General features: G+C 66.2%; 12 protein-coding genes. 9 read left to right on the forward strand and 3 right to left on the reverse strand.

Features of this window, described 5'->3' with window-relative positions; all coding sequences use genetic code 11:
• Positions 1 to 39 precede the first annotated feature (39 nt).
• From ACVWY0_RS07325 to ACVWY0_RS07345, 5 genes are all read left to right on the forward strand, one after another.
• Entirely contained in the window at positions 40 to 759 is a 720-nt protein-coding gene (locus tag ACVWY0_RS07325) for a CoA transferase subunit A (protein ID WP_485836104.1), read from the forward strand.
• An 80-nt stretch (positions 760 to 839) separates the two neighbouring features.
• Complete coding sequence (locus ACVWY0_RS07330) at positions 840 to 1,538, forward strand: 3-oxoacid CoA-transferase subunit B (protein WP_485836105.1); 699 nt, start codon at positions 840 to 842, stop codon at positions 1,536 to 1,538.
• Positions 1,535 to 2,731, forward strand: coding sequence for an acetyl-CoA acetyltransferase (locus tag ACVWY0_RS07335; RefSeq protein WP_485836106.1), 1,197 nt, complete (start codon positions 1,535 to 1,537; stop codon positions 2,729 to 2,731). The genes ACVWY0_RS07330 and ACVWY0_RS07335 overlap by 4 nt, the downstream gene beginning before the upstream one ends.
• 244 nt (positions 2,732 to 2,975) lie before the next feature.
• Positions 2,976 to 5,129 carry an amylo-alpha-1,6-glucosidase gene (locus ACVWY0_RS07340; protein WP_485836107.1) on the forward strand — a complete coding sequence of 718 codons (2,154 nt, stop codon included), beginning with the start codon at positions 2,976 to 2,978 and terminating at the stop codon, positions 5,127 to 5,129.
• Positions 5,130 to 5,151: 22 nt separating this feature from the next.
• Positions 5,152 to 6,162 (forward strand): glycosyltransferase family 4 protein, encoded by a 1,011-nt coding sequence (locus ACVWY0_RS07345; protein ID WP_485836108.1) that lies wholly within the window; start codon positions 5,152 to 5,154, stop codon positions 6,160 to 6,162.
• A gap of 7 nt (positions 6,163 to 6,169) precedes the next feature.
• On the opposite strand, the gene ACVWY0_RS07350 is transcribed toward ACVWY0_RS07345, so the two are convergent.
• Together ACVWY0_RS07350 and ACVWY0_RS07355 are read right to left on the reverse strand one after the other, a co-directional pair.
• The gene (locus tag ACVWY0_RS07350) at positions 6,170 to 6,916 is read right to left on the reverse strand and encodes an ankyrin repeat domain-containing protein (RefSeq protein ID WP_485836109.1); all 747 of its coding nucleotides are present in this window, start codon (positions 6,914 to 6,916) and stop codon (positions 6,170 to 6,172) included.
• A gap of 10 nt (positions 6,917 to 6,926) precedes the next feature.
• Positions 6,927 to 7,511: a GlcG/HbpS family heme-binding protein gene (locus tag ACVWY0_RS07355; protein ID WP_485836110.1), complete on the reverse strand. Its 585-nt coding sequence runs from the start codon at positions 7,509 to 7,511 to the stop codon at positions 6,927 to 6,929.
• A gap of 246 nt (positions 7,512 to 7,757) precedes the next feature.
• Here ACVWY0_RS07355 and ACVWY0_RS07360 point away from each other — a divergent pair, with 246 nt between their 5' ends.
• The 3 genes from ACVWY0_RS07360 (at position 7,758) to ACVWY0_RS07370 (ending at position 10,017) form a co-directional block, all read left to right on the forward strand.
• Positions 7,758 to 9,020, forward strand: a complete 1,263-nt coding sequence (locus ACVWY0_RS07360) for a sensor histidine kinase (RefSeq protein ID WP_485836111.1) — start codon at positions 7,758 to 7,760, stop codon at positions 9,018 to 9,020.
• Positions 9,017 to 9,643, forward strand: a complete 627-nt coding sequence (locus tag ACVWY0_RS07365) for a response regulator (protein WP_485836112.1) — start codon at positions 9,017 to 9,019, stop codon at positions 9,641 to 9,643. The genes ACVWY0_RS07360 and ACVWY0_RS07365 overlap by 4 nt, the downstream gene beginning before the upstream one ends.
• 170 nt (positions 9,644 to 9,813) lie before the next feature.
• The gene (locus ACVWY0_RS07370) at positions 9,814 to 10,017 is read left to right on the forward strand and encodes a cold-shock protein (RefSeq protein ID WP_013599688.1); all 204 of its coding nucleotides are present in this window, start codon (positions 9,814 to 9,816) and stop codon (positions 10,015 to 10,017) included.
• 77 nt (positions 10,018 to 10,094) lie between these two features.
• Here the strand turns inward: ACVWY0_RS07370 and ACVWY0_RS07375 are convergent, their stop codons facing one another.
• Positions 10,095 to 11,228, reverse strand: coding sequence for an acyl-CoA dehydrogenase family protein (locus ACVWY0_RS07375; RefSeq protein WP_485836216.1), 1,134 nt, complete (start codon positions 11,226 to 11,228; stop codon positions 10,095 to 10,097).
• A 162-nt stretch (positions 11,229 to 11,390) separates the two neighbouring features.
• Between ACVWY0_RS07375 and ACVWY0_RS07380 the strand changes: the two genes are divergently transcribed.
• On the forward strand, positions 11,391 to 13,118 hold the full coding sequence (locus tag ACVWY0_RS07380; protein ID WP_485836113.1) for an AMP-binding protein: 1,728 nt from the start codon (positions 11,391 to 11,393) through the stop codon (positions 13,116 to 13,118).
• The last annotated feature ends 2 nt before the right edge of the window (positions 13,119 to 13,120 follow it).

Here is a 13,120-nt window from a genome sequence, read left to right on the forward strand (position 1 = left end):
ACTTGAATGGCTCTGCACGCTCGATGACGAGGAGACGGAATGTCCAAACTGAAATCCAACGCCGCCGCAACCCTGGCGGACGTGCTACGGGATGGAATCACCCTGGCTGTGGGCGGCTTCGGCCTGAGCGGCATCCCGGCGGACCTCATCGAGGCCGTGCGCGATTCCGGCGTCCGCGACCTGACCGTGGTGTCGAACAACATGGGCGTGGACGGGAAAGGCCTAGGCGTGCTGATCGAAGCCGGCCAGGTCCGCAAGGTGATCGCATCGTATGTGGGCGAGAACAAACTCTTCGCCGAGCAGTACCTCGCGGGCCTGCTTGAGGTGGAGTTCACCCCGCAGGGCACCCTGGCCGAGCGCCTCCGCGCCGGCGGCGCCGGCATCCCCGCCTTCTACACCAAGACCGGCGTGGGAACCTTTGTTGCCGAAGGCAAACCGCTCGCAGAGTTCGACGGCGAAACGTACGTCCAGGAGCGCGCCATCCGCGCCGACGTCGCACTGGTCCACGCACACACCGCCGACACGGACGGGAACCTGATCTACCGCCACACAGCCCGGAACTTCAACCCCGTAGTGGCCACCGCCGGCCTGGTGACCATCGCCGAAGCCGAAGTCATCGTGAAGCCGGGTGCACTGGATCCCAACCACATCATCACCCCGGGCGTGTACGTCCAGCACCTGGTCCAGGCGAGCGGCCGGGTGAAGGACATCGAACAGCGCACCGTCCGCCCCCGAGAAGCGGCAACAGTGCCCGCCTGAACGCCACCCGACCCGCCCCCGCGCCACAGCGCGAACGAACACTTAAGGCCCCGCAAACTTTTAACCCCAAGGAGAACCCCATGGCCTGGACCAGGGCTGAAATGGCTGCCATCGCGGCCGAGGAACTGAACGACGGCGACTACGTGAACCTGGGCATCGGCATCCCCACGCTGGTGGCCAACAACCTGCCCGACGGCGTCCGCGTGGTCCTGCAGAGCGAAAACGGCCTGCTCGGCATGGGCCCGTTCCCCTATGAGGGCGACGAAGACGCCGACCTCATCAACGCCGGCAAGCAGACCGTCACGGTCCTGCCCGGCAGCAGCATCTTCGACTCCGCCATGTCCTTCGGCATGATCCGCGGCGGCCACGTGAAGGTGGCCATTCTGGGAGCCATGCAGGTCTCCGGCAACGGGGACCTCGCCAACTGGACCATCCCCGGCAAAATGGTCAAGGGCATGGGCGGTGCTATGGACCTCGTGGCCGGCACGCCGCGCGTGGTGGTCCTGACCGAGCACAACGCCAAGGACGGCACGGCCAAGATCGTCAACGAGTGCACTCTGCCGCTCACCGGCCTGCGTTGCGTGGACCGGATCATCAGCGACCTCGCCGTTTTCGACATCGTGAAATCGGACGACGACGGCGGGCGGCAGCTCACGCTGACCCGCCTTGCGCCGGGGGTCACAGTGGAGGAAATCCGTGAAATGACTGAAGCCGTGTTCACGGTGTCCCTGGACGAAACTGGCATCGAAGAAACCGCTCTGGAAGGAGCCACAGCATGAGCCTCAAGGAACAGTTCGGCAAGGATGTCCTGCTCACCGGCTGGGGTCACAGCCGCTTCGGCAAACTCACCGACGAGACCCTCGAGTCCCTGATCGTCCAGGTGGCCACCGAGGCGATCAGCAACGCCGGGATCGAGCCCGGACAGATCGATGAGATCTACCTGGGCCAGTTCAACTCCGGCATGATGCCGCTGGCGTTCCCGTCCTCGCTGGCATTGCAGGTCTCGGACCAGCTGGCCAACGTCGCCGCCACGCGTGTGGAGAACGCCTGCGCCTCCGGGTCGGCGGCGTTCCAGCAGGGCACCAAGTCGCTGCTTGCCGGGACGGCGAAGACCGTGTTGGTGATCGGCGCCGAGAAGATGACCCACGCCGGCGCCGACGTTGTGGGGGCCGCCCTGCTGGGCGCCGACTACGACATGGCCGGCCAGACGTCCACCACCGGCTTTACGGGCCTGTTCGCGGACGTCGCCAAGCACTACGAAAAGCGCTACGGTCGCGGCGACGGACAGCTGGGCGACGTGCTGGGCTCCATCGCGGCCAAGAACCACCGCAACGGCGTCGACAACCCCTACGCCCAGCTCCGCAAGGACCTCGGCGAGGAGTTCTGCCGCACCGTCTCGGACAAGAACCCCATGGTGGCCGATCCGCTGCGCCGCACCGACTGCTCCCCCGTGTCCGACGGCGCCGCTGCCGTTGTGCTCAGCACGTCGCCAACCGGCGGGGCCACCGCGCCCGTGCGGCTCGCCGGCTTCGGCCAGGCGAACGACTTCTTCCCGGCCGAACGCCGGGACCCCACCGCCTTCGCCGCCACGCGCATGTCCTGGCAGCGCGCGCTGGGGATGGCCGGCGTCGGGCTTGAAGACCTGGACTTCGCTGAGGTCCACGACTGCTTCACCATCGCCGAGCTGCTGATGTACGAGGCCATGGGCCTGACCGAACCCGGCCAAGGCGCCCGCGCTGTGCAGGAAGGCTGGGTCTTCAAGGACGGGAAGCTGCCCATCAACGTCTCCGGCGGACTCAAGGCCAAGGGCCACCCCGTGGGTGCAACCGGCGTATCCCAGCACGTCATCGCCGCCATGCAGCTCACCGGGACCGCCGGCGACATGCAGCTCGCCAACCCGAGCCGCGCCGCCGTCCAGAACATGGGCGGTGTAGGCATCGCCAACTACGTCAGCGTCCTCGAAGCGGTCTAGGGATACGTGGTGGGTTCCGCACCTAGCGTCCACAGAACCACAAGCGTAGGGTCATAGAACCAACGTGCTCCTGATGGAGGTCGGCCATCACAGATTTGTTGCCCATCAGGCTCCGTTGGAGCCGACGAGGACGAAGATCCCACGACTGATTGATCCGCGGCGGCAGCCCTTCTGATCCACCGCGGGATCCACAGGAACGGGCCCCGCAGCGTTGCTTACAGGATGAGCGTCAAAGGAGCCAGGGATGGCTGGATGGAATGCTGACACCGCGGCTGGCCCTCTGGGGGCCACGGTGACACTCGTGGATGGCTCGAACTTCTGCATTTCCGGTCTTGCCGGCGACATGTACTCCGACCGCCCCCATGGCGTGTTCCATGAGGACACCCGCATCGTCTCCCGCTGGAGACTGACGGTCAATGATGTGACTTTGGAGCCGCTGGCCGCCCGTGCCCTCGAACCGTACCGGGCCGTCTTCATAGGTCGTCCGGGCCGGTCAGCCGGCCATGCGGACAGCCCTTTGATCGTGGAACGAAACCGCGAGGTGGGCGCGGGCATCCAGGAAGAGATCACCGTCCGGAACCATTCCCGCGAGCCTGCCGTGTGCGTGCTGGAGCTGGCGATGGACGCGGACTTCGCGGACCTCTTTGAGGTGAAAGACGCCCGGATCATCCGATACTGGGACCAGTCCCGGCACCCGGAAGGCGACTCCCTCACCATCAAAGGCGTCTGGCGGGGAATACACAAGGGGGTTGTACTCCAGGCTCCCGACGCGACTTTTAGCCACGAAGGCCTGGGCTACCGCACCGTGGTGCCGCCGCACGGCCAGTGGCGCACAAGGGTGACGGTGTCGCCGCTACTGGACGCAGCCGAAACGCCCGCGCCCTTCCAGCGCCAGGCAACCGGCACCTCGCCTGCGGAAATACGGCGCCAGGAGTGGATCCGGAAGATCCCCGCGATGTACGTCAGCAACGTGTCGATTGCCCGCACCCTGCAGCGCAGCCATGATGACATCGGCGCCCTCCAGATCGAGGACCCGCTGCATCCGGACCGGACCGTCGTCGCAGCGGGTGCTCCATGGTTCATGGCCCTCTTCGGCCGCGATTCGCTTCTCTCGTCCTATATGGCGCTGCCTGTGGACCCGTCGCTGGCCTTGGACACCTTGCAGACGCTGGCCGAAAGGCAGGGCAACGCGGTGGACGCGCTGACCGAAGAGCAGCCCGGCCGGATCCTCCATGAGGTCCGGCTGGGCGTCAGCACGGGCCTGGCACTGGGCGGCAAGTCCGCCTATTACGGCACGGCCGATGCCACGCCGTTGTTCGTCACGCTGCTCGGCGAAGTCAGCCGCTGGGGGCTCGCCGCGGACCAGGTGGCCGCCCTGCTGCCCAACGCTGACAGGGCGCTGGAATGGATCAGGGATTACGGGGACAGCGACGGCGACGGCTTTGTGGAATATCAGCGGCTCAACAACCAGGGGCTGATCAACCAGGGATGGAAGGATTCCTGGGACGGCATAAATTTCGCGGACGGCCGCATGGCAGAGCCGCCGATCGCCCTCTGCGAAGTGCAGGGTTACGTGTACGGCGCCTACATCGCCCGGGCGTGGATGGCGTACGACGCCGGAGACCTGGCTTTGGCGCGGGAGTTGCGGGAACGCGCGGCGCGGCTTAAAAAGCAGTTCAACGAACAGTTCTGGCTGCCGGACCGTGGCTACTACGCCATCGCCCTGGACCGGGACAAGAGACCCGTGGATGCCTGTGCCTCCAACATGGGGCACTGCTTGTGGAACGGGATTATCGACGCCGACAAGGCGCCGCTGGTGGCTGCCCGCCTGATGTCGCCGGAAATGTTCAGCGGCTGGGGGATCCGCACCCTGGCCACGGACATGGGTGCCTACAACCCTGCGAGCTACCACAACGGATCCGTGTGGCCGCATGACAACGCGATGATTGCTACGGGCCTGATGAGGTACGGATTTGTGGACGAGGCCCAGCGGGTTGCCCGCGGACTTATTGAGGCGGCGGATTTCACGGACCACCGCTTGCCTGAATTGTTCTGCGGATTTGACCGCGCTGATTTCCCGGAACCGGTGCCTTACCCGACGGCTTGCTCGCCCCAGGCCTGGGCTGCCACCACCCCGGTGCATTTGCTGCGCACACTGCTGCGGTATGACCCCCACGTCTCCATGAACGGTATGTGGATGGACCCTGTGCTGCCGGAGTCCTGGGGCCGGGTCCACATCACCAACTGCCCCATAGGCGATGGCCGGATCACCATCGACGTGACCGGCAGCCAGGCCACGATCGAGGGGCTCCCGCCGGGGATGACGTTCCACCGCGGGACACGTCCCCCCCTTGCCGATCTGGTTGAGCTCGCCGAGAAGCTGGACAAGACGGGCTAAACCCCGAACAGGAGCGCGCATCTTGCGGATAGGACTGATAGCTCCACCATGGCTCCCCGTCCCGCCCCTAGGCTACGGCGGAACGGAGGCGATGATCCATGCGCTGGCCACCTCGCTGGCGGCGGCCGGGCACAGCGTTGTGCTTGCCGCGGCGGCCGACAGCACCTGCCCGGTGGAACGAATCGGCGGCTTCGCCCCGGCGGAGCGTGCCGCCATGGGCAGAACAAGCTCTGAGTTGCCGCACGTGATCAGGGCCTACGCCGAACTGGTCGACGTCGATATCATCCATGACCACACCCTGGCGGGACCGTTGTACCGGCACCGCCCACCCGGGATTCCAGTGGTCAGCACCATTCATTCGGACATGCGGCCGGAGCTGTGCCGGGTATATGAAGCCTTCAGCCGGGACGTGTCACTGGTGGCCATCTCGCAGCACCAGGCCAACAGCGCCCCGGATGTGAGAATCCGACGGGTCATCCACCACGGCATCGATCCCGCAACTGTTCCACCCGGTGCCGGAGCTGGTGGCTACGCGTGTTTTCTGGGCCGAATGGCGCCGTGCAAAGGCATCGCTGAGGCCATCACGGTGGCCCGCAGAGCGGGAATTCAGCTCAAGATCGCCGCAAAAATGAGCGACCCGGCGGAAGTGGATTATTTCCGCTCCGTGGTCGCTCCCTTGCTCGGGCCTGATGAAGAGTTCCTCGGAGAACTGGACGCAGACGGAAAGTTCGCCCTGCTGGGCAATGCCGTCGCGCTGCTCAACCCTGTGCAGTGGGACGAACCCTTTGGAATGGTCATGATCGAGGCGCTGGCCGCCGGCACCCCCGTTGTGGCCACTCCGCGGGGCTCCGCACCGGAAATCATCGAACACGGAGTCACCGGTTTCCTCGCCGCGAGTACCGATGCACTGGCCAGCTGCCTGCAGCGTGCGTCCGGCCTGGACCGGCATGACTGCCGCTCCGCCGTCGAAACCCGATTCAGCGCGGAGGCGATGACGCGGAAATATGTGGAGTTGTTCGAGGACGTGCTTTAGCCCTGTGTCAGCGGGCACGGATCAGGGCAGCGATCTCGCCGAAGCCCAGCCGCTCCGCATTCTCCAGCGCGGTGCGGCCTTGAGGATCCCGGATGCCCGGGTCCGCACCGGCGTCGAGGAGCTGCCGGACCACGTCCTGTTGCCTGAGGCCGCCGTTGTTGAGCAGGATGGCCTCCTGCATGGCGGTCCAGCCCAGGTTGTTCACATGGTTCACGGGCACTCCAGCGGCCAGGAGGATGCGCACGGTCTCCACATGGCCGTGTTCGCTGGCTGGAATCAGTGCCGTCCCGCCATAGCGGTTGGTGCTGGAAACGTCCGCGCCGGCCGCCAGCGTCAGCTGGAGCACCTCGTTGAAGCCCTCTGCCCCGGCGTAGAGGAAGGCCGAGTCCTTGATGGCGTCCTTGGCGTTCACGTTGGCGCCGCGGCCGATCAGCTCACCAGCCAGCGCCACATTGTTGGCCTTCGCGGCGGCGATAAGCTCCTGGTCGAGCCGGGTCTGGGCCTCGGCGGACAGGGCTGGTGGTTTGGTGGCTGCCGTTGCGGTGGAAGCAGGCGGGGACGTACCCGGCGAAGTCGACGGTCCGGACGGGGGCTGGCTGCCGGGGCTGCCCAGGACGGACGACGGCGGCGAATCCTGCCGTTGCGGCTCGCCGGGACCCGTCTGGCAGGCGGCCAGGCAAACTGATACACCGCCCGCCAGAAAGAGAATTGCCGCCGCCCTGCGTGCCCGGCGCCAGGTCCTGAACCGCCTCATGGAGCCGAGCCTACTTGCCTGAGCCGGCAGCTGCAGCGGCGACGGTCTCGGCGCCGGCGGTGGCGCAGGCTTCGTCCAGGTTGCCGTCGGGGGCACCGCCCACGCCGATACCTGCCACGGACACACCATTGACCTTGAGCGGGACGCCGCCGGGCAGGAACAGGGTGCCGGGGAGGTCCGCGATGCTGGGCCCGTTGCCGTTGACGCGCTTGGCCAGCTCGCTCGTCGGTGCGCCGAAAGCGGCCGCGGTGTAGGCCTTCTGCTGGGCTGCTTCGATCGTGTGCTCGGCGGCGTTGTCCCCGCGCAGGAGCGCCTGGACGGTGCCGAACCTGTCCACCAGGGCCACCGTGACGAACGGCAGCTTGTCAGCCTGGCATTTCGCAAGGGCTGCCCGGACCGCATCGGCCGAGGCACCCGCGGTGATGCGGTTCTGCGCCACCACGGTCTCTGGCGCCTGCGGGATATCGACGGCGGGTACCGCGGCGGGAGCGGCCGCCTGGCTGGTCCCGGCGTTGGCTGCAGCGGTCAGCCCTCCCGTCAGCAGCAAGGCTCCTGCGGCAGCAGCGGCGGCGGCAATCTTGTTGGACTTCTTCACGGTGTTTCTCCTTGGGTTGGTGGACTCACGTTGATGGACGCACGTTGCTGGACTCACGCTGGCGGAATCCATTGGAACGGGCATCGGCTCCATCCATCCTGTCCGGCCCCGCCGGAACAAACATCGGGCCTTTGGCTGCGCCCCGCTCCCCCGGATGGCCAGCAGCATCAGCCAAAAGGCGGAGAGACCAGCAACGGCGCGGGCAATAGCATGGGATAGGAACGCCCCTGACCTGAACCGGACCCCATGCCCTCCCCAGCCACTCCCCGTAAAACCCTGACCGACGGATCTTCGCTGACCACCGGACGCGCCCAGCCTCGTGGACCGGCCGCCTCCCCTGGCCGGTTCGGCCGGATCGACACCGCCGTCCACCTTGGCTTCGCTGTCCTGCTCGTCGCTTCGGCCGTCCGCTATGCTATGCGGCACAGCCTGCAGGACAACCTGCTGGTCCTCGGCCTGGCAGGAGCGGTGTGCGCCCTGTATGCCGTCATCGCCGTACTGGCCCGGCAGAGACGCCCATGGGCGGTCTGGATGCTCGTGTTTGTGGCCGTCTGGGCAGCGCTGGTTATCGCCGCACCCAGCTTCGCTTGGTGTTCTTTTGCGATCCTCTTCCTGTGCCGGACGGCCTTTAAGGGCGCCGTGGGTTACGTGGCGGCAGGCGCGACGGCGGCCGCCACCGCCGTCGGGCTGTTCCGGCTCAGCGACGGGACGGACCTCGCGATGCTGCTGGGGCCGCTCGCCGTCGGCGTGATGCTTACGCTGATCTATGACCGGATCGAGCACGACGCCGCGGAGCAGCGCCGTCTCCATGCGGAGGTATCGCTGGCACACGGGCAGCTGGCGGCCAGCGAGCGCCTGGCCGGCACCATCGCCGAACGCGAGCGCGTATCGCGAGAGATCCACGACACCGTGACGCAGGGCCTGGCCAGCAGCCTGCTGCTCCTGGAGGCCGCCGACCGTTCGTGGCCAGGCCAGGCATCGCGCCAGGAGCTCAACCAGGCTACGGAACTGCTGCGCCGGAATCTCTCCGAGACGCGCAATCTGGTCCACGAGCTCGCCTCCCCGGGCCTCGACGCATCGCCGCTTCCCGAAGCCCTGCACCAGGCGGCCGCCCAGTACGTCCCGCACGCCCGGCTCCTGGTCACCGGCGAACCGAGGGACGTCCCGGCGGAAGTCCGGCACACCCTGCTGCGGGTGGTCCAGAGCGCGGCCGCTAACATCCAGCAGCACGCAAACGCCGCCACCACAACCCTGACGCTGGGGTTCCTTCCTGACTCGGTCACCCTAGACATCTACGACGACGGGACGGGCTTTGACCCGTCGGCGGCAGCACCGCCGTCGGACGCCGGAGGCTACGGGCTGCGGGCAATGCGCCAGCGGGTTGAGCAGCTGGGCGGGGTATTCTCGGTGGAAAGTTCCCCCGGCGAAGGGACCATCGTGGCCGCACAGGTGCCGGCCCGGGTGCAGTCAGCGCCACCTGGCCAGCAGATGACACCGGAGGACGCATGACTACCATCACTGTCCTCCTGGTGGACGACCACCTGGTGGTCCGGAGCGGACTCAAGGCACTGCTGGGTACGCAGCCTGACTTTGACGTGGTGGCCGAGGCCGCCTCCGGCGAGGAAGCGCTGGGGCTGGTGGAACACCACTCCCCTGCCGTGGTGGTGATGGATCTGGCCATGGGCGCCGGAATGGACGGGATCGAGGCCATCAGGCAGCTGCGGCAGCGCAACAGCCGGCAAGCCATCCTGGTGTTCACCACATACGATTCCGACGCGGACATCGTCCGGGCGGTCGACGCCGGCGCCATGGGCTACCTCCTCAAGGACGCCGCCCCGGACGAAATCTTCGCCGCCATCCGCGGTGCCGTGCAAGGGAAGAGCGTCATGAGCGCCCCCGTGGCCTCCCGGCTCTTCCAGCAGCTGCGCAATCCCGACGAGGTCCTGACGCCCCGGGAGGCGGAGCTGCTGAGCCTCCTGACCGAGGGGCTCAGCAACCGGGAACTGGGCCAGCGGCTCTTCATCTCCGAGGCCACCGTCAAGACCCATCTGGCGCATATCTACGCCAAGCTCGGGGTGGAGACCCGCGCCGCGGCGATCGCCACGGCCATCCGCCGGGAGGGCATGCGCTAGCCCGCAGTGGTCAATTCCCGCGTACCACTTCTGTAACAGCAGTGACACTTGATGACTGCAGCTATTGCACGCCCACCGCGCAGCCCCTAGGTTTGAGACAGCGGACTACAGACTCCGCGTCTGCCTGCCGTCCGAGCAGGACCAGAAAAGGGTTACAAAGGAAGTTAGCAATGGCAACAGGCACAGTTAAATGGTTCAACGCTGAAAAGGGCTTTGGTTTCATCGCTCCGGACGACGGATCCGCCGATGTTTTCGCGCACTATTCCGCAATCGCCAGCAGCGGCTACCGCTCGCTGGATGAGAACCAGAAAGTCGAATTCGATGTGACCCAGGGTCCCAAGGGCCCGCAGGCAGAGAATATTCGCCCGCTCTAAGGTTCTGATCAACTGCCCTGACCGTGCTGCAAAGCATGGCCAGGGCAGTTTTTTCTTAAGTTCTTTCCCGTGAATTGCTAGACGAAGGCCGATTTTCCGGTAACGGCCCGGCCAACAATCAGCGAATTGATTTCGTAGCTGCCTTCATAGGTATAGAGGATTTCAGCATCACCAAACAGCTTGCCCATTTCAAAGTCCGAGCTGATCCCGTTGCCGCCCAGCAGCGACCGTCCCATCGCCACCGACGCGCGGGCCAGCCGGGTGCACGTGGACTTTGCCATGGCCGCCTGCGCCATCTCCAGCTTGCCGTCCGTCTGGATCCGGGCGAGCTGGGCCATCAACGCCAGTGACGCGGAGGCGTTGCCCAGGATCTCCGCCAGTTGCTGCTGGACCAGCTGGAAGCATGCCAGTTCCTTGCCGAATTGCCTGCGTTCCAGGGAGTAGGAACGGGCGACGTCGAACGCGGCCAGCTGGATCCCGGCACCTTGCCAGCCAACCCAGGCGCGCGAATCCCGCAGGAGGTCGTTGGCTTTGGAGAAGTCCGTGGCGCCCGGCAACATGTTGGACGCCGGAATCCTGACGTTGTCCAGCACAATGTCCGCGTTCTGCATGATCCGCAGGCCGATCTTGTTGGCAATCTTGGTTGCCCGGTACCCAGCGCGGTCCGTCTCCACAATGAAGCCCTTGATGTGCCCGTCCGCAGCGTCGCGCGCCCACACCAGGCCAAAGTCCGCGATAGTCCCGGAGCCGATCCAGCGCTTCGCGCCGTTGATCACCCACTCACGGCCCTCCAGCCGCGCGGATGTTTCCAGCCCGCCGGCGATGTCCGAGCCGTGCTCCGGTTCGGTCAGGGCGAAGGCGCCCAGCTGGGTAAAGTTCTTCAGGCCAGGCAGCCACCGCTGCTTCTGTTCCTCGGAACCGAGGGCATCGATCATCCCCACGATCAGTTCGTTGTGGATCCCCACGAGTGCCGACAGCGAAACGTCCGCCCTGGCCACTTCGACGTACATCAGGCCCTTGAAGAGCTTGGACGTGCCGTCCGTCTGCAAGGTGCCAAGCCCGTGCTTGCCCATTTCCGCCAGCAGCCCGAACGGGAATTCCTCGCGGTTCCAATAGTCAATGGATGCCTGCCGCACCGTGGACTGCAGGAACGCCCGGATCTCCAGGTAGCGCGCGCGCTCCGCTGCGGGCAGGAGGTCCACGATGTGCATCAGGTCTGCCTCTGGAAATGGCGGGGCTTCGGTCACAACACGCTCACGTCCTTGTGGCTGCACGCTTCATATCCCTTCGGTCTTCCAAACCCTTGGATGTCCTAGTATATTGCACAGGGATGACTTCTTAGTGATGCGCATCACTGGACGAAAGGTGTCCCCATGTCAGTCACCGATGACTTCCGCGAGGCACGCGACCGCCTGCTGACCCTGCATTCCGACTACCACCAGGCCAGGCGCGAGTTCGTGTGGCCGCGCTTCACGGAATTCAACTTTGCCCTCGACTGGTTCGATCAGATCGCCGCCGATCCTGAGAAGGCCGACAATCCGGCCCTGGTCATCGTGGAGCAGGACGGATCGGCTGCCCGCCGGAGTTTCGCGGACCTCGCCGCCCGTTCCAACCAGGTGGCCAACTGGCTGAGAAGCCAGGGCATGCGCCGCGGGGACCGCATGATCGTTATGCTGGGCAACCAGGTGGAGCTCTGGGAGCTGATGCTGGCCGGCATCAAGCTGGGCATTGTCCTGATCCCCACCACCACCCTGATGGGTCCGGAGGACCTGGCCGAACGCGTGGAGCGCGGCGAGGCGGGCTGGGCCGCCGTCGGACGTTCCAACATCGGTAAGTTTGCCGGCGTTCCCGGCGATTACCGCCTCATCGAAATCGGCGCCGGCGGCGGTTCAGCCGGCACCCCCGGTGCCCTCCAGTACACGGATTCGACGACGACGGCAGTCACCTTCACGGCCGACGCTCCCACCCAAGCGGACGAGACGCTGCTGCTGTATTTCACGTCCGGAACCACGTCGAAGGCCAAGCTGGTGGAGCACACGCACACGTCGTACCCCGTGGGGCACCTCTCCACGATGTACTGGATCGGCCTGGAACCCGGCGACGTGCACCTGAACGTGGCATCGCCGGGCTGGGGCAAACACGCGTGGTCCAATTTCTTCGCCCCGTGGATCGCGGAGGCGTGCGTATTTGTCTACAACTACGCACGGTTCGACGCCCGTGCCCTGATGGAGCAGATGGACCGCGAGCGCGTCACCAGCTTCTGCGCCCCGCCCACGGTCTGGCGGATGCTGATCCAGGCGGACCTGAAGGTGCTGAAGACCCCGCCCACCAAGGTGGTCTCCGCGGGCGAACCGCTGAACGCCGAAGTGATTGAGCAGGTCCAGCGCGCCTGGGGCCAGACCATCAGGGACGGCTTCGGCCAGACCGAAACCACCGTCCAGGTGGCCAACACGCCCAGCCAGCCGGTCACCATCGGCGCCATGGGGCGGCCGCTTCCCGGCTACGACGTTGTGCTGGTGGATCCGAACACGGGGGAAGAAGCCGACGACGGCGAGCTGTGCCTGCGCCTGGACCCCCGGCCGGTGGGGCTGATGAAGGGCTACTACGGGGACGCGGAACGGACCGCCGAGGCGTTCCGCGGCGGCTATTACCACACGGGCGACATGGCCAGCCGGGACAAACACGGTGTCATCACCTACGTGGGCCGCGACGACGACGTCTTCAAATCCTCCGACTACCGGCTCTCGCCGTTCGAACTGGAGAGCGTGCTGCTGGAACACCCGGCCGTGGCCGAGGCGGCTGTGGTTCCGTCGCCGGATGCGGTCAAGCTTTCCGTCCCCAAGGCCTATGTTGTGCTGGTGTCCGGGCTGGAGCCGGGGCCGGAGCTGGCCGAGGACATCCTGCGGTACTGCCGCGAACACCTGGCGCCGTTCAAGCGGATCCGGCGGCTGGAATTCGCGGCGCTGCCCAAGACCATCTCGGGCAAAATCCGCCGTGTGGAGCTGCGGCACAACGAGGAGCTCCGGCATGGCGGGGGCACGCATCCAGACGGCTTCGGCGTGGAGTACTCCGAGGCGGATTTCCCGGGGCTGAAGGGCTGAGG

Source organism: Arthrobacter sp. UYNi723 (genome assembly GCF_054057635.1).